The sequence below is a fragment of the Modestobacter excelsi genome, from assembly GCF_005930495.1.
Lineage (GTDB): Bacteria > Actinomycetota > Actinomycetes > Mycobacteriales > Geodermatophilaceae > Modestobacter > Modestobacter excelsi.
Window position 1 is genome coordinate 21,197 of the sequence record NZ_SJEX01000016.1, and the last position, 20,854, is coordinate 42,050.

The window sequence follows — 20,854 nt, forward strand, 5'->3', positions numbered from 1 at the left end:
GTCCGACAGACATGCCACGCAGCCTCAAGAAGGGCCCGTTCGTCGACGACCACCTGCTCGCCAAGGTGGACGCCCAGAACGACAAGGGCACCAAGACCGTCATCCGCACCTGGTCGCGGCGCTCGACGATCATCCCCGACATGCTCGGGCACACGATCGCCGTGCACGACGGCCGCAAGCACGTCCCGGTGTTCGTCACCGAGGCGATGGTCGGGCACAAGCTCGGCGAGTTCGCGCCCACGCGCACCTTCCGTGGGCACATCAAGGACGACCGCCGGTCGCGGCGCGGCTGACCCGGTAGAGAAGAGATCCTCACATGACTTCCCAGTTGGGACAGGAGACGCCGACCGCCCGGGCCACCGCCCGGTTCGTCAGCGTCACCCCCATGAAGGCCCGCCGGGTGGTGGACATGATCCGCTACCTGCCGACCGACGAGGCCCTCGCTCTGCTGCGTTTCGCGCCGCAGACCGCGAGCGAGCCGGTGGCCAAGGTCGTCGGCAGCGCCGTCGCCAACGCAGAGCACAACCTGCGTCTGGACCCGGCCGCGCTCGTCATCAGTGCCGCCTTCGTCGACGAGGGCCCCACGCTCAAGCGGATCCGTCCGCGTGCGCAGGGCCGGGCGTTCCGCATCAACAAGCGGACCAGCCACATCACCGTCGAGGTGTCGGAGGTGAGCTCGAGCGCCGAGCTCGCCCAGCGTTCCCGCAGGGCACGTCGGGACACGGGCCAGTCCGGCCCGGCGACCCAGCAGAAGAGCAACACGAGGGGAGGGACCCGCTAGTGGGTCAGAAGGTCAACCCGCACGGGTTCCGGCTCGGCATCACCACCGACTACAAGTCCCGGTGGTACGCGGACAAGCTGTACGCGGACTACGTCAAGGAGGACGTGGCGATCCGCAAGCTCATGAGCAAGGGCATGGAGCGTGCCGGCATCTCGAAGGTGGAGATCGAGCGCACCCGTGACCGCGTCCGCGTGGACATCCACACCGCCCGCCCGGGGATCGTCATCGGCCGCCGTGGCGCCGAGGCCGACCGCATCCGTGGCGAGCTCGAGAAGCTCACCGGCAAGCAGGTGCAGCTGAACATCCTCGAGGTCAAGAACCCCGAGTCCGATGCGCAGCTGGTCGCCCAGGGCGTCGCCGAGCAGCTCTCCAGCCGCGTCAGCTTCCGCCGTGCCATGCGCAAGGCGATGCAGTCGGCGCAGCGCTCGCCGCAGGTCAAGGGCATCCGGGTGCAGTGCTCCGGTCGCCTGGGCGGCACCGAGATGAGCCGGTCGGAGTTCTACCGCGAGGGCCGGGTGCCGCTGCACACGCTCCGCGCGAACATCGACTACGGCATCTACGAGGCCCGCACGACCTTCGGCCGCATCGGCGTCAAGGTGTGGATCTACAAGGGCGACGCCAGCGGCTCCCGCGCCGAGCGGGAGGCCCTCGAGGCCCTGGCCCAGCGTCAGCAGCGTCGCGAGCGGGCCCAGCGCCCGCAGCGCCGTTCGGGCTCGTCGGGCACCACCGCCGGCGGGACCGAGGCCGGGCGCGCTGCGGCCGAGGGCACCACCGCTCCGGCGGAGGACGTCGTCGCCGTCACCTCGGGTGACGTCCCCGTGGAGCAGACCGTCGCCCAGGCTGCCGGTGCCGAGGGCACCGCGACCGCCGAGGCGGCCGGTACCGAGAACACCGCGCCAGAGCAGGGGGCCTGACACCATGCTGATCCCTCGCCGGGTCAAGCACCGCAAGCAGCACCACCCGAGCCGGTCGGGTGCCGCCAAGGGCGGCACCGCGATCAACTTCGGTGACTACGCGATCCAGGCTCTCGAGCCCGCGTACGTCACGAACCGGCAGATCGAGTCCGCTCGTATCGCCATGACCCGTCACATCAAGCGTGGCGGCAAGGTGTGGATCTCGATCTACCCCGACCGCCCGCTGACCAAGAAGCCGGCCGAGACCCGCATGGGCTCCGGCAAGGGCTCGCCCGAGTGGTGGGTGGCCAACGTGAAGCCGGGCCGGATCATGTTCGAGCTGTCCGGTGTCGCCGAGCCGGTGGCTCGCGAGGCCATGCGCCGCGCGATCCACAAGCTGCCCATGAAGTGCCGCTTCATCACTCGTGAAGGAGAGGTGTGATGGCCGCCGGACTGACTGCCCCCGAGCTGCGCGAGCTGTCCGCCGACGAACTGGCCACCCGGCTGCGTGAGTCGCGCGAAGAGCTGTTCAACCTGCGCTTCCAGGTGGCCACCGGCCAGCTGGACAACAACCGGCGACTGCAGACCGTCCGCCGCGACATCGCTCGGATCTACACGATCATGCGCGAGCGCGAGCTGGGTCTCTCGGTCGCCCCGAACGAGGGTGTGGCATGAGCGAACCCAGCACCACCAGCAGCCCCGTCGACGGCAAGCGCAACGACCGCAAGGTCCGTGAGGGCCTGGTCGTCAGCGACAAGATGGAGAAGACCATCGTCGTCGAGGTCGAGGACCGCGTGAAGCACGGCCTGTACGGCAAGGTCCTGCGCCGCACCAGCAAGCTGAAGGCGCACGACGAGCAGAACACCGCCGGCATCGGCGACCGGGTGCAGATCATGGAGACGCGCCCGACCTCCGCCACCAAGCGGTGGCGGCTGGTCTCGGTCGTCGAGCGGGCCAAGTAGGCAGTTCGACACCGGCCTCTCCAGGTCGGTCGACCAGGAGTACTCTGGACCACTGGCGCGCCCTCCGGGTGCGTGCCGCATCCCGGTACCCGTGCTCGGACGCACCGGCAGCATGCTGCCGGTGCGTCCGCACGTGGGTGCCGGACAGCCGGTTCACCGATCCGGTCCGGCTGTCGCCACTCAGATTCAGGAGCAGGAAGTGATCCAGCAGGAGTCGCGACTGCGAGTCGCCGACAACACGGGTGCCAAGGAGATCTTGTGCATCCGCGTGCTCGGCGGGTCGGGGCGGCGCTACGCGGGCATCGGTGACGTCATCGTCGCCACCGTCAAGGACGCCCTGCCCGGCGCCGGCGTCAAGAAGGGCGACGTGGTCAAGGCCGTCATCGTCCGCACGGTCAAGGAGCGCCGTCGTCCCGACGGTTCCTACATCCGCTTCGACGAGAACGCCGCCGTGATCATCCGTGACAGCGGCGACCCGCGCGGCACGCGCATCTTCGGCCCGGTGGGCCGGGAGCTCCGTGACAAGCGCTTCATGCGGATCATCTCGCTCGCTCCGGAGGTGTTGTGATCATGGTTCAGCCGACGAGCGGGAAGACCCCGTCGATGAAGGTCAAGAAGGGCGACCAGGTCGTCGTCCTGTCCGGCAAGGACAAGGGCGCCAAGGGCCGCGTCATCGCTGCCTTCCCGAAGACCCAGAAGGTCCTGGTCGAGGGCATCGGCCGGGTGAAGAAGCACACGCGGATCAGCACCTCCCAGCGCGGTGCCCAGCAGGGCGGGATCGTCACGCAGGAGGCGGCCGTGCACGTGAGCAACGTGATGGTCATCGACTCCGAGGACAAGCCGACCCGGGTCGGCTACCGCAAGGACGAGGAAGGCCGCAGCATCCGGGTCTCGCGGCGAACCGGTAAGGACCTCTGAGCATCATGAGCGCACCCACCCGCGAGCTGCCCCGCATGCTGGCCCGCTACCGCGAGGACATCGCTCCCGCGCTGCAGTCCGAGTTCGGCTACCCGAACGTCATGCAGATCCCCGGTCTGGTCAAGATCGTCGTCAACATGGGCGTCGGCGAGGCCACCCGGGACGCCAAGCTGATGGACGGCGCGGTCCGTGACCTCACCGCCATCACCGGCCAGAAGCCGGCCGTCGTCCGGGCCCGCAAGTCCATCGCCCAGTTCAAGCTGCGCGAGGGCATGCCGATCGGCGCGAAGGTCACCCTCCGCGGTGACCGCATGTGGGAGTTCCTGGACCGGCTGCTGTCGCTGGCCCTGCCCCGCATCCGCGACTTCCGCGGCCTGAACCCCAAGCAGTTCGACGGTCACGGCAACTACACGTTCGGTCTGACCGAGCAGTCGATGTTCCGCGAGATCGACGTCGACAAGATCGACCGGCCGCGTGGCATGGACATCACGCTGGTCACCACCGCCACCACCGACGAGGAGGGTCGCGAGCTGCTCACGCTGCTCGGCTTCCCCTTCGCCGGCCAGACCGTCGTGAACGCGACCCGCTGACCGCGGTCTGCGTAGAAGCTCCAGGAGACCCAAGAGATGGCCAAGAAGGCTCTTGTCAACAAGGCGGCACGCACGCCGAAGTTCAAGGTGCGCGGCTACACCCGCTGCCAGCGCTGCGGTCGCCCGCACGCCGTCTTCCGCAAGTTCGGCCTGTGCCGGATCTGCGTCCGCGAGATGGCCCACGCCGGCGAGCTGCCCGGCGTGACCAAGTCCAGCTGGTAGGAGGACCCCGCTGCCCCCCACGCCTCGCGAGCTCGGCGCGGGACCCTGCAGCGGGGCCGTTCCAGGCCCTCACCTCCGGGCCGTTCCAGCCGCACCAGCCGCACCACCCGACCACGAGGTCACCCCAGGTAGCACCACCGATCACCGAGAGGCCCGCGCCGATGAGCGTGCGGAACCGCGGTGAGAGAGGCAACACCGACACATGACGATGACCGACCCGATCGCGGACATGCTCACGCGGCTGCGGAACGCCAACCAGGCGTACCACGACGCAGCTGCCATGCCGTCGTCGAAGCTCAAGACGCACATCGCCGAGATCCTCCAGAAGGAGGGTTACATCGGCGGGTGGACCGTCAATGACGTCGAGGTGGACGGCCACATCCGCAAGGAGCTCGTGGTCTCCCTCAAGTACGGCCCCAACCGCGAGCGCAGCATCGCCGGCGTCCGACGGGTGTCCAAGCCCGGCCTGCGGGTCTACGCGAAGTCGACCGCCCTGCCCAAGGTGCTCGGCGGCCTCGGGGTGGCGATCATCTCCACCTCCACCGGGCTGCTGACCGACAAGCAGGCGACCAAGAAGGGCGTGGGTGGGGAAGTCCTCGCCTACGTCTGGTAAGAGGAGCGAGCAGACATGTCACGGATCGGACGACTCCCGATTCCGGTGCCCAGCGGTGTGGACGTCGCCATCGACGGGCGCACGGTCAACGTCTCGGGCCCGAAGGGGAAGCTCAGCCACACGGTGGCTGCTCCCATCACCGTCGAGCGCGCTGAGGACGGCACGCTGCTGGTGCAGCGGCCGAACGACGAGCGCGAGAGCCGGGCCCTGCACGGCCTGTCCCGCACGCTCATCGCGAACATGATCACCGGCGTGACCCAGGGCTACGACAAGACCCTGGAGATCGTCGGCGTCGGTTACCGCGTGCAGGCCCGTGGGGCGGACCTCGAGTTCGCCCTGGGCTTCAGCCACCCGGTCGTGGTGAAGGCCCCCGAGGGGATCTCCTTCACCGTCGAGGCCCCCACCCGCCTGCGGGTGACCGGCATCGACAAGCAGCAGGTCGGCGAGGTCTCAGCCAAGATCCGCAAGATCCGCAGGCCTGACCCGTACAAGGGCAAGGGCGTGCGGTACCAGGGCGAGGTCATCAAGCGCAAGGTCGGGAAGACGGGCAAGTGATGGCACAGGCAGCGAACACGAAGAGCGGTGCCCGGGTGCACAAGCCCGTGGGTACCGACGTCAGCACCGCGCGCCGCGTCTCGCGGCTCCGCCGTCACAACCGCCTGCGCAAGCGGGTGGGCGGCACGCCGGAGCGCCCGCGCCTGGTCGTCAAGCGCAGCTCCCGGCACATCCACGTCCAGGTGGTCGACGACACGGTCGGCCGCACGCTGGCCAGTGCGTCGACGATGGACGCCAGCCTCAAGGGCAGCGAGGGCGACAAGTCCGCGCTGGCCCGGCGGGTCGGTGCCCTGGTCGCCGAGCGCGCCAAGGCCGCCGGCATCGACGCGGTCGTCTTCGACCGCGGCGGCAACCGGTACGCCGGTCGCATCGCGGCGCTCGCCGACGGTGCCCGCGAGGGTGGGCTGGACTTCTGATGACGACCATCCCGCGGACGGACAACACTGAACTGATCGAGAGGGACGTCTGATGCCAGGACCACAGCGACGCGGCGGTGGCGCCGGCGGGACCGGTGGCCCCGGCGGCGCAGGCGGCGGCAACGACCGCCGGGACCGTCGTGACGGCGGCCGCGGCCCGGGCGGTGCCGCGGAGAAGAGCCAGTTCATCGAGCGGGTCGTCGCGATCAACCGCGTGTCCAAGGTCGTCAAGGGCGGTCGGCGCTTCAGCTTCACCGCCCTGGTGATCGTGGGCGACGGCGACGGCAAGGTCGGCGTGGGCTACGGCAAGGCCAAGGAGGTGCCCGCGGCGATCGCCAAGGGCGTCGAGGAGGCCAAGAAGCACTTCTACAACGTGCCGCGCATCGCCAGCACCATCCCGCACCCGGTGCAGGGTGAGGCGGCGGCCGGTGTCGTGCTGCTCAAGCCGGCCAGCCCTGGTACCGGTGTAATCGCCGGTGGCCCGGTGCGCGCCGTCCTCGAGTGCGCCGGCATCCACGACGTGCTCTCCAAGAGCCTCGGGTCCTCCAACCCGATCAACATCGTCCACGCGACCATGCAGGCGCTGAAGGACCTCGTCCGTCCCGAGGAGATCGCGGCCCGCCGCGGTCTGCCCCTGGAGGACGTCGCCCCGGCCGCCATGCTGCGCGCGCGGGCCGGTCAGGGGGTCTGAGATGGCTCAGCTGAAGGTCACGCAGATCAAGTCGACCATCGGCACCAAGCCGAACCAGCGTCAGACGCTGCGTTCGCTGGGGCTGAAGCGGATCAGCGACTCGGTCGTCCAGGAGGACCGTCCCGAGATCCGCGGGATGGTCGCGACGGTGCCGCACCTGGTCACCGTCGAAGAGATCGTCTGAGCAGGGGAACGCTGACATGACTCTCAAGGTCCACCACCTGCGTCCGGCGCCGGGTGCCCACACCAGGAAGATCCGTGTGGGTCGTGGTGAGGGCGGCAAGCGCGGGAAGACCGCCGGTCGCGGCACCAAGGGCTCCGGCGCCCGCGTGCAGGTCTCGGCCCGCTTCGAGGGCGGCCAGACCCCGCTCTTCATGCGGCTGCCGAAGCTCTCGGGCTTCACCAACAACAACAAGGTCGTCTTCCAGGTCGTGAACCTGGACCGGATCGCCTCCCTGTTCCCGCAGGGCGGCTCGATCAACCCGGACACGCTGGCCGACGCCGGCGCCGTCCGGCGCGGTCAGCCGGTCAAGGTGCTCGGCACGGGCGAGCTGGGCGGGGTGCAGGTGCAGGTGCACGCGCACGCCTTCTCGAAGTCCGCCCAGGAGAAGATCGGCGCTGCCGGGGGCAGCACCACCCAGATCTAGTCCCACTCTCCCCGGGGCGCTCAGCGCTCCGGGGAGAGTGCTATCCGGCCCCCTTGCAGGTCCCGCCGCGAGCGTGCGAGTGGCGGGGGGCAAGGGGGTCCTTCGACGTTGATAGATTCACTCGACCGACTCGGGGAGGGCACGTGCTGCAGGCGTTCGCCGCGGCGTTCCGGACGCCAGACCTCCGGCGCAAGCTGCTGTTCTCCCTGGCGCTGATCGCCGTCTACCGGCTGGGCGCCAGCGTGCCCGGCCCCGGCGTCTCGATCGAGGCGATCAACAGCTGTCTCGACCAGGCCAACGCCTCCGACCAGCGCGACGTCTACTCGCTGGTCAACCTCTTCTCCGGCGGCGCGCTGCTGCGGCTGTCGGTGTTCGCGCTCGGGATCATGCCGTACATCACGGCGAGCATCATCGTGCAGCTGCTGGTCGTGGTCATCCCGCGGTTCGAGCAGCTGAAGAAGGAAGGGCAGTCCGGGCAGCAGAAGCTGACCCAGTACACCCGGTACCTCACGATCGCGCTCGCCGTCCTGCAGAGCACCGGGATCATCGCCCTGGCCCGCAGCGGCCAGCTGTTCCCCAGCTGCTCCCAGGACATCATCCCGTCGGACTCGGTGTGGACCACCGTCGTCCTCGTCGTGACCCTGACCGCCGGCACCGCCGTCATCATGTGGCTGGGCGAGCTGCTGACCGAGAAGGGGATCGGCAACGGCATGTCCGTGCTGATCTTCACCTCGATCGCCGCCCGGATCCCCGCCGAGGGCGGGGCGATCCTGCAGAGCCGCGGCGGCTTCGTCTTCGCGCTCATCTGCGTGCTCGCCGTGCTGGTGATCGCCTCGGTGGTCTACGTGGAACAGGCGCAGCGCCGCATCCCCGTGCAGTACGCCAAGCGGATGGTCGGCCGGCGGATGTACGGCGGCACGTCGACCTACCTGCCGCTGAAGGTCAACCAGGCCGGCGTCATCCCGGTCATCTTCGCCTCCTCCCTGCTGTACCTGCCCCAGCTGATCACCCAGCTCCAGGGCGACTCGACCGGGCCGGTCCGCCGGTTCGTCGAGAACTACCTGGTCGACCAGAGCAGCCCGGTGCACATCGCGGTCTACTTCGCGCTGATCATCTTCTTCACGTACTTCTACGTGTCGATCACGTTCAACCCGGAGGAGCGGGCCGACGACATGAAGCGCTACGGCGGCTTCATCCCCGGCATCCGCCCCGGCCGCCCGACCGCGGAGTACCTGCAGTACGTGCTGTCCCGGATCACCCTCCCGGGGTCGATCTACCTCGGGCTGGTGGCCGTGCTGCCCAACCTGTTCCTGTCGATCACGCAGGAAGGGCAGAACCAGAACTTCCCGTTCGGCGGGACCGCGGTGCTGATCATGGTGGGAGTGGGCTTGGAGACGGTGAAGCAGATCGAGACGCAGCTCAACCAGCGCAGCTACGAAGGGTTCCTCCGCTAGTGCGCGTCGTGCTGCTGGGCCCTCCCGGAGCCGGCAAGGGGACCCAGGCCCAGGTCATCGCCGGTCGTCTCGGTGTGCCGGCCATCTCCACCGGCGACATCTTCCGGGCCAACGTGAGCGGGCAGACCGAGCTGGGCCAGCAGGCGAAGGCCTACATGGACGCCGGCGACCTGGTGCCCGACGAGATCACCGTGGCGATGGTCTCCGACCGGCTCGCCGAGCCCGACGCCAAGGCCGGCTTCCTGCTCGACGGCTTCCCGCGCACCATCGCGCAGGCCGACCAGCTGCGCGACTCGCTCGCCGAGACGGGGCACGCGCTGGACTGCTGCCTCGAGCTCGTCGTCGACGAGGACGAGCTGGTCCGCCGGCTGTCCGGGCGGCGGATGCTGGTCGACGGCGTGTGGGTGCAGCGCGACGACGACAAGCCCGAGACCGTCCGGCACCGGCTGGAGGTCTACCGGGAACAGACGGCGCCGCTGTCGGGGTTCTACGAGCAAGCCGGACTGCTGGCCCGCATCGACGCGATCGGTGAGATCGACGAGGTGACCCGCCGCGCCCTCGAGGCGCTGGGGGCCGACCAGGCCCTGGCCCAGGACGCGGCCGGCGACCGGGCCGAGGACTGAGAGCGCGGGTCGCCCGGTGCACGGTGAGCGCGTCGACGCGTGGGCGTCCCGGTTGCCGTTCCTGGCGAAGTGGAGTGGACGCATGATCCAGATCAAGACCGCGCACGAGATCGAGCTGATGCGCGCCTCCGGGCTCGTCACGGCCGGGGCCATTAGGGCCGTCCGGGCCGCGGTCCGCCCGGGGGTGAGCACCGGCGAGCTCGACGCCATCGCCGAGGACCACATCCGGTCGGCCGGCGCCGTGCCGAACTTCCTCGGCTACCACGGGTTCACCGGGACCATCTGCGCCTCGATCAACGACGAGGTCGTGCACGGCATCCCGAGCCCGGACCGCACGCTGGCCGAGGGTGACAACATCTCCATCGACTGCGGCGCCGTCCTGGCCGGCTGGCACAGCGACTCGGCGGTCACCGTGACGGTGGGGGAGGCCTCCGCCGGAGACGCCGAGCTCCTCGCGGTGACCGAGCAGTCGATGTGGGCCGGGCTGGCCAAGGCGATCGCCGGCGGGCGGCTGACCGACATCAGCCACGCCGTCGAGGAGTCGATCGTGGCGCACGAGCACCGGTACGGCATCGTCGACCACTACGGCGGGCACGGCATCGGCACCGAGATGCACCAGGACCCGCACGTGCTCAACTACGGCCGGGCGGGCCGCGGCCCCAAGCTGGTGCCGGGGCTGGTGCTGGCGATCGAGCCGATGGTGACCATCGGGGACCCCGCGACCGCAGAGCTCGACGACGGGTGGACCGTCGTCACCAAGGACGGGTCGCGCGCCGCCCACTTCGAGCACAGCGTCGCCATCACCCCCGAGGGCCCCTGGGTCCTCACCGCGGAGGACGGCGGCGTCGCCGGCCTCGCGCCGTTCGGCGTCACGGCTCGCAGCCAGTAGCAGGACCCCGTCGCCCCCAGCACTCGCTCCGCGCGCGCCGCGACAGGGTGTGGTGGGGCCGTGGTGGTGGTCACCCGGGGCGGGTTGGAGAGCTCGTCGTCCTGGGAGTACAGTGGCCGGTGGCGTTCGCGCCGTCCGTCGTCCTGCTGTGGCCGCAGGAAGCCGGGCGCCCTCTGCGAGATCGCCCGCACCACCCATCCAGTGCCGTCTCCGGCGCTGAACCCAGCACCACCGCCCTGCCGGTTCCGGCATGGGCGCGAGCAGGTCGATCGAACGAGGAGGCCGTGTAGGCGTGGCAAAGAAGGACGGGGCCATCGAGGTCGAGGGTCGTGTCGTCGAGCCACTTCCCAACGCGATGTTCCGGGTCGAACTGCAGAACGGGCACCGGGTGCTCGCCCACATCAGCGGCAAGATGCGGCAGCACTACATCCGCATCCTGCCCGAGGACCGCGTGGTCGTGGAGCTCTCGCCCTACGACCTGACCCGCGGTCGCATCGTCTACCGCTACAAGTAACCCACCGCCGGACGTGCCCCGCGGGGCCGGAGCCGGCGCTCGATCTACAGGAATGAGGGCGGCACCGGTGAAGGTCCAGCCGTCGGTGAAGAAGATCTGTGACAAGTGCAAGGTGATCCGCCGGCACGGCCGGGTCATGGTCATCTGCGAGAACGCCCGGCACAAGCAGCGCCAGGGCTGAGGGAGTACCTGAACATGGCACGTCTGGCTGGCGTCGACCTCCCCCGCGAGAAGCGGATGGAGATCGCACTCACCTACATCTACGGGATCGGGCCGACCTCGGCCAAGGCGACCCTGGCCGCGACGGGCGTCAGCCCGGACCTGCGCGCCAAGGACCTGTCCGACGAGGACCTGCTCAAGCTGCGCGACTACATCGACGAGCACTTCCGCGTCGAGGGCGACCTGCGCCGCGAGGTGGCCGCCGACATCCGCCGCAAGGTGGAGATCGGTTGCTACCAGGGGATCCGGCACCGCCGTGGTCTCCCGGTGCACGGGCAGCGCACCAAGACGAACGCGCGCTCGAGCAAGGGCCCGCGCAAGACCATCGCGGGCAAGAAGAAGGCCCGCTGACCTCAGCACGACAGCGCGCCGCCGCCCACTGAGTCCGAGAGGGCCGGACCGGCGGTGCGCCCGCGCACGGCAGTGCGCACCCCAGCACCACCCAGGCCACGAACACAGACTCAGACCGGAGAGAGATGCCTCCCAGGGCTCGCGCGGCAGCTGGCACCAAGAAGGTGCGCCGCAAGGAGAAGAAGAACGTCGCTCACGGCGCGGCGCACATCAAGAGCACCTTCAACAACACGATCGTGTCGATCACCGACCCCACGGGCAACGTGATCAGCTGGGCGTCCGCCGGGCACGTCGGGTTCAAGGGCTCCCGCAAGTCCACGCCGTTCGCGGCGCAGATGGCTGCCGAGAACGCCGCGCGCAAGGCCCAGGAGCACGGCATGCGCAAGGTCGACGTCTTCGTGAAGGGCCCGGGGTCCGGTCGCGAGACCGCGATCCGCTCCCTGCAGGCCACCGGCCTCGAGGTCGGGCAGATCCAGGACGTGACGCCGCAGCCGCACAACGGCTGCCGCCCCAAGAAGCGCCGCCGGGTCTGACCGGTCACTGACGAGACGAAACAGGAGTATTTGACGTGGCCCGTTACACCGGAGCCGACTGCCGCATGTGCCGGCGCGAGAAGATGAAGCTGTTCCTCAAGGGCAGCAAGTGCGAGTCCCCGAAGTGCCCGATCGAGATCCGGCCCTACCCGCCGGGCGAGCACGGCCGGGGTCGCACCAAGGACAGCGAGTACCTGCTCCAGCTCCGCGAGAAGCAGAAGGCCCGCCGCATCTACGGCGTGCTGGAGAAGCAGTTCCGCGGCTACTACGAAGAGGCGAACAAGAAGTCGGGCAAGACCGGTGAGGTCCTGCTGCAGATCCTCGAGTCCCGCCTCGACAACGTGGTCTACCGGGCCGGCTTCGCCGAGTCCCGCGACATGTCGCGCCAGCTGGTGCGGCACGGCCACATCAAGGTCAACGGCCGCAAGGTGGACATCCCGTCCTACCGCGTGACCGCGAACGACATCGTCGAGGTCGCCGCGAAGTCGGCCGAGATGGTCCCGTTCCAGGTGGCCCAGGCCAAGGCCGGCTCCCGTCCGGTGCCGCCGTGGCTCGAGGTCATCAGCACCCAGCTGCGCGTGCTGGTGCACAACATCCCGGCGCGCCAGGTGATCGACACCCCGGTGCAGGAGCAGTTGATCGTCGAGCTCTACTCCAAGTAGGCCTCCCCGTTCGGCCAGGATGGCCATCGTGGCCGAACGGCAGGACAGCACGACGGCGGGACGGGCGGACGGATGTCCGTCCCGCCGGCACCACCCCTCACGGCGTCATATGGCGGGTGCCGGAGGACCTGGAGGAGAACCACCATGCTCATCGCACAGCGTCCGACCCTCACCGAGGAGACGATCGACGCCCAGCGCTCACGGTTCGTCATCGAGCCGCTCGAGCCGGGCTTCGGCTACACCCTCGGCAACTCCCTGCGTCGCACCCTGCTGTCCTCGATCCCCGGCGCTGCTGTCACCAGCATCCGCATCGAGGGCACCCTGCACGAGTTCACCACCGTGCCGGGCGTCAAGGAGGACGTCACCGAGATCATCCTGAACCTCAAGGGCCTCGTGGTCAGCTCCGACTCCGACGAGCCGGTCACCATGTACCTGCGCAAGCAGGGCCCGGGTGAGGTCACCGCCGCCGACATCGCGCCCCCGGCCGGTGTCGAGGTGCACAACCCCGACCTGCACATCGCCACGCTGAACGCGAAGGGCCGGCTCGAGATCGAGCTGGTCGTCGAGCGCGGTCGCGGCTACGTGCCGGCCACCCAGAACAAGCAGCCCGGCCAGGAGATCGGTCGCATCCCCGTCGACTCGATCTACTCCCCGGTGCTGAAGGTGACCTACGCGGTCGAGGCAACCCGTGTCGAGCAGCGCACCGACTTCGACCGCCTGGTCGTCGACGTCGAGACCAAGCCGTCGATGGAGCCCCGGGACGCGATCGCCAGCGCCGGGTCCACCCTCGTCGAGCTGTTCGGCCTGCTGCGCGAGCTGAACGTCGACGCCGAGGGCATCGAGGTCGGGCCCAGCCCGTCCGAGGCCGCCGACATCGCGAACTTCTCGATGCCGATCGAGGACATGGACCTCACCGTCCGGTCCTACAACTGCCTCAAGCGCGAGGGCGTGCACACCGTCGGGGAGCTCGTCACCCGCTCGGAGGCCGACCTGCTCGACATCCGCAACTTCGGTGCCAAGTCGATCGACGAGGTCAAGCTGAAGCTCGCGGCGATGGGCCTGGCGCTCAAGGACAGCCCGCCCGGATTCGTCCCCACCTCGGTGGAGAGCTACGACGAGGGGTACGAGACCGACGCGTACCAGGGCGACGCCAGCTACGGCGACCCGGCCACGTACGACGAGACCGCGTACCAGGAGACCGAGCAGCTCTGAGCAGGACCCTCGCTGCACCCCCCTGCAGCGGGGCCGAGCCGGACGGCGGGCAACCCGCCGTCCGGCTCCGCTCCCGGACCAGCCACACTGGCCCGGACGCGGAACCGCATGACGCACAGCACCGCGATGGACGACGCAGCCGGCACACGCCCGCCCGGCCGCCTGAGGAAGGACCGACATGCCCACCCCCACCAAGGGTCCCCGTCTCGGCGGGTCCCCGTCGCACGAGCGGCTGATGCTGGCCAACCTGGCCACCTCGCTGTTCGAGCACGGGCGGATCACCACCACCGAGGCCAAGGCCAAGCGGCTCCGCCCGTACGCCGAGAAGCTGGTGACCTTCGCCAAGCGCGGCGACCTGCACGCCCGCCGGCAGGTGATGACGGTGATCCACGACAAGGACGTCGTCCACCACCTGTTCGCCGAGATCGGCCCGCGCTACGAGAACCGGCCCGGTGGCTACACGCGCATCGTCAAGGTCGGTCCCCGCAAGGGCGACAACGCGCCCATGGCCGTCATCGAGCTCGTCGAGGCCCACACCGTGGCCCAGCAGGCCGTCGGTGAGGCCGAGCGCGCCCGTGGCACCCGGTTCGCCGGGGCGTCCGCCGTCGGTGCCGGTGCGGCCTCCGCCGCCGGTGAGGTCACCGCCGACGTGACCGAGCCCGGCCTGGTCGACACCGACGTCACCACCGGTCCGGGCGGCGACACCAGCCCGGCCGTCGTGGCCGACGCCGAGGGGCTCGCGGAGGGGCAGGCCGTCGTCACCGACGTCTACAACCCCGACGGTGACCGTCAGGACGACGGCAACGTCACCCCGGAGCCGTCCGCCGAGAACCTGGCCGTCGTCGACGACCCCACCCTCAGCCCGGACGTGGCCGCTGCTGCCGCGGCCGAGGTCGAGGCCGCCGAGCTCAGCGACGCCGCGACCGCCGGCGTCCAGGCTCCCGGTGGGGAGCCCGAGGTCGACCCCAAGTGACCTCGACCGTCTCCTGACGGTCAGCTCCGTGGAGCACCCGCACGTCGACGAGCCCGCCACCGGTACCGGTGGCGGGCTCGTCCGCGTCCGGCTGGAGGTCAGCTACGACGGCACGGCGCTGCACGGCTGGGCCCGCCAGCCCGGACAGCGCACCGTCCAGGGCGAGCTGGAGCTGGGTCTGGCGACGGTGCTGCGGCACGACGTGGACCTCACCGTCGCCGGGCGCACCGACGCCGGGGTCCACGCCGTCGGTCAGGTCGCGCACGCGGACCTCCCGACCGAGCTGTTCGCGGCGCACGAGAGCCGGTTGCTGAGGCGGCTGCGCGGCGTCCTGCCGCCGGACGTGGCCGTCACCGGCGCCCGGGTGGTCCGCCCGGAGTTCGACGCCCGCTTCGCCGCCCTCGCCCGGCACTACGTCTACCGGCTGACCGACGCCGACTCCGGGCCGCCGCCCCTCCGCCGGGCGGACACGGCTGCCTGGCCGCGCCGGCTGGACGCCTCGGCGATGCGGGTGGCCGCGGCGCTGCTGCTCGGCCAGCACGACTTCGCCGCCTTCTGCCGCCGGCGGGAGGGGGCCACCACCATCCGCACCCTGCTCGACCTGGACGTGCGCCGGGAGGATGCGGTGATCGAGGTGCGGGCCTCGGCCGACGCGTTCTGCCACTCGATGGTGCGCAGCCTGGTGGGGGCGCTCATCGCGGTCGGCGAGGGGCGCCGTCCGGCCGGCTGGCCCGCCTCGCTGCTGACCATGACCTCCCGCGCCAACGACGTCCCGGTCGCGCCGGCCGGCGGACTCACCCTCGTCCGGGTCGACTACCCGCCGGACGACGAACTGGCCGCCCGCTCCCTGGTCACCCGCGCCAAGCGAGCGTGACCCCCCGGGCCATGTTGGCCGACACGGCGATCAGGGGAGGGCGGCGACGGCCTCGGCGACGGGGGTGTCCCCGCTGACCAGCTCGACGACCTCGCCCCACTTCCCGGCGGTGAGGATCTCGGCCAGCACGGCAGCCACGTCGTCCCGCGGCACCTGCCCGCGCTCCACGCCGTGCCGCAGCGTCACCCGGCCCGTGCCCGGGTCGTCGGTCAGCCCGCCCGGGCGCACGATGGTCGTGTCGAGAGCGGGGCGCGGCAGGATGTGGTCCTCCGCGGCCAGCTTGGCCTGCAGGTAGGCGGCGAACTGCGGGTCCATGCCCCGCGGCGTGCCCTGGCGGGCCTGCTCGACGCCCATGGAGGAGACCAGCAGGTACGGGCGGACACCGGCGGCCTCCGCCGCGTCGGCCAGCAGCAGCGCCGCGCCGCGGTCGACGGTGTGCTTGCGCTCGATCCCGCTGCTGGGTCCGCCGCCCGCCGCGAAGACCACCGCGTCGGCTCCCCGGACGGCGGCGGCCACGTCCTCGACCGACGCCTGCTCCAGGTCCAGCACGACCGGTTCGACGCCGTCGGACTCCAGGTCCGCGCGGTGCTCGGGGTTCCGGACGATGCCGGCGACGGAGTCGCCCCGGCTGCTGAGCAACCGGCCCAACCGGCGGGCGACCTGGCCATGAGCTCCTGCGATGACGACGCGCATGGGGGCTGTCTACTCCTGTGCGCGCCCGGGCAGTCGGGCGGTGGCCGCCGCCCGCGCGCGGGCGAGCTCCGCCGGGGTGTCGCAGTCGGTCCACGGCGCGGGCACGCCGGCCCGCACCGCGGGCCGGTAGCGGCGGACCGCCAGCGGGGCGAGGACGCCGCGCAGCGGAGCGTGCGGGCGCGCGCCGGCGGTCGCGGCGCGGAGCACGGCGGTGCGCCAGACGCCGAGCAGCAGCTGGTCCCGGCCGGTGTCGTCGACGACCAGCACGCCGTCGCCGGTCAGCCGCTCGCGCAGGGCCGTCACCACGTCGAGGGTCACGAACGGGAGGTCGGCGGCGAGCACCGCGACGACCTCGGCGTCCCCGGCGGCGGCCAGACCCGCGGCCAGCGCCGGCACCGGCCCGCCGCCGGGCGGGGACTCCCGGACCAGCAGCACGCCCGCCGGCAGCGGCTGCGGCGGGCCGACGACGACGCGGGGCCCGGCGCCGTCCAGGGCGGCCAGCACGCTGCTGAGCATGGTGCGGTCGCCGACCTCCAGCTGGGGCTTCGGCCGGCCGCCCAGCCGGGCTGCCCGGCCGCCGGCCAGGACGACCGCGGCGAACGGCGGCAGCGAGCTCATGCCGGAACGGTAGGGCGCTACCGGTGAGTACCGTCAGCGACGTGGGAAGAGTCACCAGCCGCACCCCGGTGCTGCGCATCCGTGGGCCCGTGCACACCCGACGTCCGGACACGGTCGCCGCCGAGGAGCCGCTGGAGATCCGGCTCGGCGGCACGCCGCTCGCCGTCACGATGCGCACCCCGGGTGACGACTTCGACCTGGTGCACGGCTTCCTGGCCACCGAGGGGGTGATCGCCTCGGCCGCCGACATCGCCGGGCTGCGGTACTGCAACTCGGTCGACGACGAGGGCCGCAACACCTACAACGTGGTCGACGTCGACCTGGCCCCCGGCGTCGAGGCCCCGGACACCGCGCTGGACCGGAACTTCTACACCTCCAGCTCCTGCGGGGTGTGCGGCAAGGCGAGCATCGACGCGATCCGCACCAGGACCGCCTACGACGTCCGGGCGGACGACACCCGGCTCTCGCTGGAGACGCTGCTCGCGCTGCCCGACCGGTTGCGCGCCGCCCAGCAGGTCTTCGACAAGACCGGTGGGCTGCACGCCGCGGGCCTGTTCACCGCCGCCGGCGACCTCGTCGCGCTGCGGGAGGACGTCGGCCGGCACAACGCGGTGGACAAGGTCGTCGGCGACGCCGTCCGCGAGGGCCGGGTCCCGCTGGCCGGGCACGTGCTGATGGTGAGCGGGCGGTCGTCGTTCGAGCTGACCCAGAAGGCGGCGATGGCCGCGGTGCCGGTGCTGGCCGCGGTGTCCGCGCCCAGCTCGCTCGCGGTGGAGCTGGCCGCCGACGTCGGCATCACCCTCATCGGCTTCCTCCGCGGCGACGGCTGCAACGTCTACACCCACCCCGAACGCCTCGAGTTGCCCGAGTAGCGAGCCGGGAACGGACTGAGTGAGGGACGGGCTGAGCCGGGGACGAGTGCGGATCCCCGTCCGTCAGGACGGTCCGGGAGCGCAGCGCGGGGCCGGAGGCTCCCGCTGCGATCGCGGGCAACGGCTCAGCGCAGCACGGGACGGCACCTGGCCGCGCTGCGATCCGGAGGATCGCCATCAAGCATGATCGCCGCCGCGGAGCTGGCTTACCACGTGCGGGAGCAGCGGGCCGAGGACCGCCAGGCCGTCGCGGACGCCGCCGGTGGACCCGGGCAGGTTCACGATCAACGTCCGGCCCGCCGTCCCGGCCGTGCCGCGGGACAGCACCGACGTGGGCACCGTCGGCTCGCCGTACCGGCGCACGGCCTCGGCGATGCCGGGGGCCTCCCGCTCCAGCACGGCGCGGGTCGCCTCGGGCGTGACGTCGGTGGGGGAGAGCCCGGTGCCGCCGGTGGTGAGGACGACGTCCGCGCCGGACGCGACCGCCTCGCGCAGCACCTCGACCAGCGCGTCGACGTCGTCCCGGCACACGTGCGGGCCGTCGACGGTGAACCCCAGGGCCTGCAGCCCCCCGGCGAGCGCCTGCCCGCTGCGGTCGGGGTAGACCCCGGCCGAGGCGCGGTTGGAGGCGGTGACGACGACCGCGCGGGCGTCGGCGGGGAGCTCGCTCACCGGACCCAGTCGCCCTTCTTGCCGCCGGACTTGCTGAGCAGCCGGACGTCGGTGATGACCGCCCGCGGGTCGACGGCCTTGACCATGTCGATGACGGTGAGCCCGGCGACGGCGACCGAGGTCAGCGCCTCCATCTCCACCCCCGTGCGGTCGGCGGTCCGGGTGGTGGCGGTGATCTCCACGGCGTCGTCGGCGACCACGAGGTCCACGGTCACCCCGTGCAGGGCGATCGGGTGGCACAGCGGCACGAGGTCCGGCGTCCGCTTGGCGCCCATGATCCCGGCGATCCGGGCCACCGCGATCGCGTCGCCCTTGGGCACGCCCGCCCCGCGCAGCAACCCGATGACCTCCGGGCTCACCAGCACCCGGCCGGCCGCCGTCGCCACCCGCTCGGTCACCGCCTTGGCGGTGACGTCGACCATCCGGGCGGCGCCGGTCTCGTCCACGTGCGTCAGCCGTGCCTGGCCGTCGGGGGAGGTGGTCACTGGAGTGCTCCTTCGATCAGGACGACGACGACCTCGGCGCCCGCGGGCAGCTCGGTCACGTCCTCGGGGACGACGACCAGGCAGTTGGCGCGCGCCAGGTGGGCGACCAGGTGCGACCCCGGCCCGCCGACCTGGGTGACGACCTCGCCGTCGAAGCGGCCGCGCAGGAACTGCCGGCGGTCGGCGGGGGAGCGCAACGCCGTGGTCAGCCGTGCGGTGGTGCGCAGCCGGTCGGGGGAGGTGTGGCCCAGCGCGCGGCGCAGCGCCGGGCGCACGAACACCTCGAAGGAGACGAACGAGCTCACCGGGTTGCCCGGCAGGGTGACGACCGGGACCCCGTCGACGGTGCCCGCGCCCTGCGGTCCGCCCGGCTGCATCGCGACCTTGGTGAACTCCACGGTGCCCAGCTCGCGGAAGGCGTCCTTGACCACCTCGTAGGCGCCGGCGCTCACGCCGCCGCTGGTGACGAGCAGGTCGGCGCCGGCCAGCTCGGCGCGCACCGTGGCGAGGAACTGGTCGACGTCGTCGGGGACGAAGTGCAGCGTGCGGGCCTCGCCCCCGGCGTCGGCGACCGCGGCGGCGAGCAGCACCGAGTTCGACTCGTAGATCTGCCCGGGCTGCAGCAGCCGGCCGGGCTCGACCAGCTCGCTGCCGGTGGAGAGCACCAGCACCCGGGGGCGCCGGCGCACCGGCACCGACGCGTACCCCACGGCCGCAGCCAGGCCGAGCTGCGCAGCGCCCAGCGCGGTCCCGGCCGGCAGCGCCAGGTCACCGGCACGGATGTCCTCCCCGGCGTGCCGCAGGTGGGTGCCGACCTCCGGTGAGCCGGTGATGGTGACGACGTCGGTGCCCCCGTCGGTGCGCTCGACCGGGACGACGACGTCGGCGCCCTCGGGCAGCGGCGCGCCGGTCATGATCCGGTGCACCGTGCCGGGGAGCAGGGGAGGGACGTCGGTGCGCCCCGCGGGGAGGTCGGCGCCGACGGGCAGCCGGACGGGTGCTGCCTCGCTCGCCGTCCCGACCTCGGCGTGCCGGGCGGCGTAGCCGTCCATCGCGGAGTTGGCGAAGCCGGGCAGCGAGACCAGCGCGGGCAGGTCGGCGGCGACCACCCGCCCGGCCGCCGCCGCGAGCGGGACGTCCTGGACCGGCAGGGCGGCGAGCAGCCCGGTCACCACCGCCTGGTGTTCCTCGACCGTGCGCACGCCCCCATCCTGGCCGATCGGCCCGGGGTCGACCGCAGCCGCCCGTTAAGGTCCCCGCAGAACAGACACGGCGAGGAGGACACGTGGCCGAGATCGACAGGATGCTCGAGGCGAACGAGCGGTGGGCGGAGCAGTTCCCGGGCAGCAAGCCGGTCCGCCCGGCGCGGAAGGTCGCCGTGGTGGCGTGCATGGACTCCCGGATCCCGCTGTTCGGCGTGCTGGGTCTGGACATCGGCGACGCGCACGTCATCCGCAACGCCGGCGGCGTCATCACCGAGGACGTCATCCGGTCGCTGACCCTGAGCCAGCACGCACTCGGCACGCGCGAGATCGTCCTGGTCCACCACACCGACTGCGGGCTGCAGACCACCGACGACGTCTCCTTCGCCGACACGGTCGAGCGGGCCACCGGCCGCCGCCCGCCGTGGGCCACCCGCACCTTCACCGACGTGGACGCCGACGTCCGGGAGTCCATGCGGCTGGTCCGCGAGAGCCCCTACCTGCTGTCGCACGAGGTGCGCGGCACCGTCTACGACGTCGCCACCGGTCGGCTCCGAGAGATCGCCTGACGGGGCGCGGAGGACGCGGTCCCTCGACTGGTATCGTGCTCGGTTGGTGCGCGACGCCGGCTGGTGCGCGCGTGCCCGGGGCCCTCGATCTGATCGGGCTGCCTCACGTCTCCCGTGTTCGGTGAGGCGACTCCACCAGCCGCCCGCCAGA

The 20,854-nt window shown here is 71.6% G+C and carries 34 protein-coding genes; 29 read left to right on the forward strand and 5 right to left on the reverse strand.

The annotated features are described in order from the left end of the window. Positions 1-11 precede the first annotated feature (11 nt). From rpsS to truA, 27 genes are all read left to right on the forward strand, one after another. Complete coding sequence (gene rpsS / locus FHL80_RS07925) at positions 12-293, forward strand: 30S ribosomal protein S19 (protein WP_014742854.1); 282 nt, start codon at positions 12-14, stop codon at positions 291-293. Positions 294-316: 23 nt separating this feature from the next. Beyond that, positions 317-781: a 50S ribosomal protein L22 gene (gene rplV, locus FHL80_RS07930; protein ID WP_138732902.1), complete on the forward strand. Its 465-nt coding sequence runs from the start codon at positions 317-319 to the stop codon at positions 779-781. Continuing rightward, positions 781-1,695: a 30S ribosomal protein S3 gene (rpsC, locus tag FHL80_RS07935; protein WP_138732903.1), complete on the forward strand. Its 915-nt coding sequence runs from the start codon at positions 781-783 to the stop codon at positions 1,693-1,695. The genes rplV and rpsC overlap by 1 nt, the downstream gene beginning before the upstream one ends. 4 nt (positions 1,696-1,699) lie before the next feature. Then, positions 1,700-2,116: a 50S ribosomal protein L16 gene (gene rplP, locus FHL80_RS07940; RefSeq protein WP_138732904.1), complete on the forward strand. Its 417-nt coding sequence runs from the start codon at positions 1,700-1,702 to the stop codon at positions 2,114-2,116. Continuing rightward, a complete protein-coding gene (gene rpmC / locus FHL80_RS07945; protein WP_014742850.1) occupies positions 2,116-2,349 on the forward strand; it encodes a 50S ribosomal protein L29 in 234 nt (77 codons plus the stop codon). The genes rplP and rpmC overlap by 1 nt, the downstream gene beginning before the upstream one ends. Continuing rightward, entirely contained in the window at positions 2,346-2,636 is a 291-nt protein-coding gene (rpsQ, locus tag FHL80_RS07950) for a 30S ribosomal protein S17 (RefSeq protein ID WP_138732905.1), read from the forward strand. Before rpmC ends, rpsQ begins: the two co-directional genes overlap by 4 nt. Before the next feature lie 199 nt (positions 2,637-2,835). Further along, positions 2,836-3,204 (forward strand): 50S ribosomal protein L14, encoded by a 369-nt coding sequence (gene rplN / locus FHL80_RS07955; RefSeq protein ID WP_026844850.1) that lies wholly within the window; start codon positions 2,836-2,838, stop codon positions 3,202-3,204. 2 nt (positions 3,205-3,206) lie between these two features. After that, entirely contained in the window at positions 3,207-3,554 is a 348-nt protein-coding gene (rplX, locus tag FHL80_RS07960; RefSeq protein WP_246078537.1) for a 50S ribosomal protein L24, read from the forward strand. 5 nt (positions 3,555-3,559) lie between these two features. Beyond that, positions 3,560-4,144, forward strand: coding sequence for a 50S ribosomal protein L5 (gene rplE, locus FHL80_RS07965; RefSeq protein ID WP_138732906.1), 585 nt, complete (start codon positions 3,560-3,562; stop codon positions 4,142-4,144). 36 nt (positions 4,145-4,180) lie between these two features. Further along, the gene (locus FHL80_RS07970) at positions 4,181-4,366 is read left to right on the forward strand and encodes a type Z 30S ribosomal protein S14 (RefSeq protein ID WP_014742845.1); all 186 of its coding nucleotides are present in this window, start codon (positions 4,181-4,183) and stop codon (positions 4,364-4,366) included. 202 nt (positions 4,367-4,568) lie between these two features. After that, positions 4,569-4,979: a 30S ribosomal protein S8 gene (gene rpsH / locus FHL80_RS07975; RefSeq protein WP_014742844.1), complete on the forward strand. Its 411-nt coding sequence runs from the start codon at positions 4,569-4,571 to the stop codon at positions 4,977-4,979. A gap of 15 nt (positions 4,980-4,994) precedes the next feature. After that, positions 4,995-5,534, forward strand: coding sequence for a 50S ribosomal protein L6 (gene rplF / locus FHL80_RS07980; protein ID WP_138732907.1), 540 nt, complete (start codon positions 4,995-4,997; stop codon positions 5,532-5,534). Next, positions 5,534-5,950, forward strand: a complete 417-nt coding sequence (rplR, locus tag FHL80_RS07985) for a 50S ribosomal protein L18 (RefSeq protein WP_138732908.1) — start codon at positions 5,534-5,536, stop codon at positions 5,948-5,950. The genes rplF and rplR overlap by 1 nt, the downstream gene beginning before the upstream one ends. A 52-nt stretch (positions 5,951-6,002) precedes the next feature. Further along, on the forward strand, positions 6,003-6,641 hold the full coding sequence (rpsE, locus tag FHL80_RS07990; RefSeq protein ID WP_014742841.1) for a 30S ribosomal protein S5: 639 nt from the start codon (positions 6,003-6,005) through the stop codon (positions 6,639-6,641). A 1-nt stretch (position 6,642) separates the two neighbouring features. Then, positions 6,643-6,825, forward strand: coding sequence for a 50S ribosomal protein L30 (rpmD, locus tag FHL80_RS07995; protein ID WP_138732909.1), 183 nt, complete (start codon positions 6,643-6,645; stop codon positions 6,823-6,825). Positions 6,826-6,841: 16 nt separating this feature from the next. After that, positions 6,842-7,288, forward strand: coding sequence for a 50S ribosomal protein L15 (gene rplO, locus FHL80_RS08000; protein ID WP_138732910.1), 447 nt, complete (start codon positions 6,842-6,844; stop codon positions 7,286-7,288). A gap of 143 nt (positions 7,289-7,431) precedes the next feature. Next, entirely contained in the window at positions 7,432-8,742 is a 1,311-nt protein-coding gene (gene secY, locus FHL80_RS08005; RefSeq protein WP_138732911.1) for a preprotein translocase subunit SecY, read from the forward strand. After that, a complete protein-coding gene (locus tag FHL80_RS08010) occupies positions 8,742-9,365 on the forward strand; it encodes an adenylate kinase (RefSeq protein ID WP_138732912.1) in 624 nt (207 codons plus the stop codon). Before secY ends, FHL80_RS08010 begins: the two co-directional genes overlap by 1 nt. An 82-nt stretch (positions 9,366-9,447) precedes the next feature. Continuing rightward, positions 9,448-10,254, forward strand: coding sequence for a type I methionyl aminopeptidase (gene map / locus FHL80_RS08015; protein ID WP_138732913.1), 807 nt, complete (start codon positions 9,448-9,450; stop codon positions 10,252-10,254). 292 nt (positions 10,255-10,546) lie between these two features. Continuing rightward, entirely contained in the window at positions 10,547-10,768 is a 222-nt protein-coding gene (gene infA / locus FHL80_RS08020) for a translation initiation factor IF-1 (RefSeq protein WP_012950459.1), read from the forward strand. 67 nt (positions 10,769-10,835) lie between these two features. Beyond that, entirely contained in the window at positions 10,836-10,949 is a 114-nt protein-coding gene (gene rpmJ / locus FHL80_RS08025; RefSeq protein ID WP_014742835.1) for a 50S ribosomal protein L36, read from the forward strand. A gap of 14 nt (positions 10,950-10,963) precedes the next feature. Next, positions 10,964-11,338 carry a 30S ribosomal protein S13 gene (gene rpsM, locus FHL80_RS08030; RefSeq protein WP_026844841.1) on the forward strand — a complete coding sequence of 125 codons (375 nt, stop codon included), beginning with the start codon at positions 10,964-10,966 and terminating at the stop codon, positions 11,336-11,338. Positions 11,339-11,463: 125 nt separating this feature from the next. Beyond that, positions 11,464-11,871 (forward strand): 30S ribosomal protein S11, encoded by a 408-nt coding sequence (gene rpsK / locus FHL80_RS08035; RefSeq protein WP_026844840.1) that lies wholly within the window; start codon positions 11,464-11,466, stop codon positions 11,869-11,871. Between the two features lie 35 nt (positions 11,872-11,906). Then, positions 11,907-12,533, forward strand: a complete 627-nt coding sequence (gene rpsD / locus FHL80_RS08040) for a 30S ribosomal protein S4 (RefSeq protein WP_138732914.1) — start codon at positions 11,907-11,909, stop codon at positions 12,531-12,533. Positions 12,534-12,677: 144 nt separating this feature from the next. Then, a complete protein-coding gene (locus FHL80_RS08045; RefSeq protein WP_014742831.1) occupies positions 12,678-13,745 on the forward strand; it encodes a DNA-directed RNA polymerase subunit alpha in 1,068 nt (355 codons plus the stop codon). Positions 13,746-13,923: 178 nt separating this feature from the next. Further along, positions 13,924-14,718, forward strand: coding sequence for a 50S ribosomal protein L17 (rplQ, locus tag FHL80_RS27050; RefSeq protein WP_138732915.1), 795 nt, complete (start codon positions 13,924-13,926; stop codon positions 14,716-14,718). Positions 14,719-14,746: 28 nt separating this feature from the next. After that, entirely contained in the window at positions 14,747-15,592 is an 846-nt protein-coding gene (truA, locus tag FHL80_RS08055; protein WP_138732916.1) for a tRNA pseudouridine(38-40) synthase TruA, read from the forward strand. Positions 15,593-15,622: 30 nt separating this feature from the next. Here truA and FHL80_RS08060 read toward each other — a convergent pair whose 3' ends face one another. Together FHL80_RS08060 and mobA are read right to left on the reverse strand one after the other, a co-directional pair. Next, positions 15,623-16,285 carry an SDR family oxidoreductase gene (locus FHL80_RS08060; protein ID WP_138732917.1) on the reverse strand — a complete coding sequence of 221 codons (663 nt, stop codon included), beginning with the start codon at positions 16,283-16,285 and terminating at the stop codon, positions 15,623-15,625. A 9-nt stretch (positions 16,286-16,294) separates the two neighbouring features. Beyond that, positions 16,295-16,903 (reverse strand): molybdenum cofactor guanylyltransferase, encoded by a 609-nt coding sequence (gene mobA / locus FHL80_RS08065; protein WP_138732918.1) that lies wholly within the window; start codon positions 16,901-16,903, stop codon positions 16,295-16,297. Between the two features lie 23 nt (positions 16,904-16,926). Between mobA and fdhD the strand changes: the two genes are divergently transcribed. Next, a complete protein-coding gene (gene fdhD / locus FHL80_RS08070; RefSeq protein ID WP_246078538.1) occupies positions 16,927-17,775 on the forward strand; it encodes a formate dehydrogenase accessory sulfurtransferase FdhD in 849 nt (282 codons plus the stop codon). Between the two features lie 177 nt (positions 17,776-17,952). Here fdhD and FHL80_RS08075 read toward each other — a convergent pair whose 3' ends face one another. From FHL80_RS08075 to moeA, 3 genes are read right to left on the reverse strand one after another with little or no spacing between them, the layout of a single operon-like run. Then, entirely contained in the window at positions 17,953-18,447 is a 495-nt protein-coding gene (locus tag FHL80_RS08075) for a MogA/MoaB family molybdenum cofactor biosynthesis protein (protein WP_138732920.1), read from the reverse strand. Continuing rightward, positions 18,444-18,932: a cyclic pyranopterin monophosphate synthase MoaC gene (gene moaC, locus FHL80_RS08080; RefSeq protein ID WP_138732921.1), complete on the reverse strand. Its 489-nt coding sequence runs from the start codon at positions 18,930-18,932 to the stop codon at positions 18,444-18,446. Before moaC ends, FHL80_RS08075 begins: the two co-directional genes overlap by 4 nt. Further along, entirely contained in the window at positions 18,929-20,134 is a 1,206-nt protein-coding gene (gene moeA / locus FHL80_RS08085) for a molybdopterin molybdotransferase MoeA (RefSeq protein ID WP_138732922.1), read from the reverse strand. The genes moaC and moeA overlap by 4 nt, the downstream gene beginning before the upstream one ends. An 83-nt stretch (positions 20,135-20,217) precedes the next feature. Between moeA and FHL80_RS08090 the strand changes: the two genes are divergently transcribed. Then, positions 20,218-20,703, forward strand: a complete 486-nt coding sequence (locus FHL80_RS08090; protein WP_138732923.1) for a beta-class carbonic anhydrase — start codon at positions 20,218-20,220, stop codon at positions 20,701-20,703. Positions 20,704-20,854: the final 151 nt, after the last annotated feature.

Excerpts from the sequence above, each read along its gene's own strand:
- rpmD (WP_138732909.1), top strand. The coding sequence starts at position 6,643 with ATGGCTCAGCTGAAGGTCACGCAGATCAAGTCGACCATCGGCACCAAG.
- FHL80_RS08060 (WP_138732917.1), bottom strand. The coding sequence starts at position 16,285 with ATGCGCGTCGTCATCGCAGGAGCTCATGGCCAGGTCGCCCGCCGGTTG.
- FHL80_RS07970 (WP_014742845.1), top strand. The coding sequence starts at position 4,181 with ATGGCCAAGAAGGCTCTTGTCAACAAGGCGGCACGCACGCCGAAGTTC.
- rplQ (WP_138732915.1), top strand. The coding sequence starts at position 13,924 with ATGCCCACCCCCACCAAGGGTCCCCGTCTCGGCGGGTCCCCGTCGCAC.
- rplX (WP_246078537.1), top strand. The coding sequence starts at position 3,207 with ATGGTTCAGCCGACGAGCGGGAAGACCCCGTCGATGAAGGTCAAGAAG.
- mobA (WP_138732918.1), bottom strand. The coding sequence starts at position 16,903 with ATGAGCTCGCTGCCGCCGTTCGCCGCGGTCGTCCTGGCCGGCGGCCGG.
- map (WP_138732913.1), top strand. The coding sequence starts at position 9,448 with ATGATCCAGATCAAGACCGCGCACGAGATCGAGCTGATGCGCGCCTCC.
- rplV (WP_138732902.1), top strand. The coding sequence starts at position 317 with ATGACTTCCCAGTTGGGACAGGAGACGCCGACCGCCCGGGCCACCGCC.
- rpsK (WP_026844840.1), top strand. The coding sequence starts at position 11,464 with ATGCCTCCCAGGGCTCGCGCGGCAGCTGGCACCAAGAAGGTGCGCCGC.
- rpsH (WP_014742844.1), top strand. The coding sequence starts at position 4,569 with ATGACGATGACCGACCCGATCGCGGACATGCTCACGCGGCTGCGGAAC.
- FHL80_RS08045 (WP_014742831.1), top strand. The coding sequence starts at position 12,678 with ATGCTCATCGCACAGCGTCCGACCCTCACCGAGGAGACGATCGACGCC.
- rplR (WP_138732908.1), top strand. The coding sequence starts at position 5,534 with ATGGCACAGGCAGCGAACACGAAGAGCGGTGCCCGGGTGCACAAGCCC.
- rplO (WP_138732910.1), top strand. The coding sequence starts at position 6,842 with ATGACTCTCAAGGTCCACCACCTGCGTCCGGCGCCGGGTGCCCACACC.
- rplF (WP_138732907.1), top strand. The coding sequence starts at position 4,995 with ATGTCACGGATCGGACGACTCCCGATTCCGGTGCCCAGCGGTGTGGAC.
- rpmC (WP_014742850.1), top strand. The coding sequence starts at position 2,116 with ATGGCCGCCGGACTGACTGCCCCCGAGCTGCGCGAGCTGTCCGCCGAC.
- rpsS (WP_014742854.1), top strand. The coding sequence starts at position 12 with ATGCCACGCAGCCTCAAGAAGGGCCCGTTCGTCGACGACCACCTGCTC.
- rpsM (WP_026844841.1), top strand. The coding sequence starts at position 10,964 with ATGGCACGTCTGGCTGGCGTCGACCTCCCCCGCGAGAAGCGGATGGAG.
- rpsE (WP_014742841.1), top strand. The coding sequence starts at position 6,003 with ATGCCAGGACCACAGCGACGCGGCGGTGGCGCCGGCGGGACCGGTGGC.
- rplP (WP_138732904.1), top strand. The coding sequence starts at position 1,700 with ATGCTGATCCCTCGCCGGGTCAAGCACCGCAAGCAGCACCACCCGAGC.
- rpsQ (WP_138732905.1), top strand. The coding sequence starts at position 2,346 with ATGAGCGAACCCAGCACCACCAGCAGCCCCGTCGACGGCAAGCGCAAC.
- rplE (WP_138732906.1), top strand. The coding sequence starts at position 3,560 with ATGAGCGCACCCACCCGCGAGCTGCCCCGCATGCTGGCCCGCTACCGC.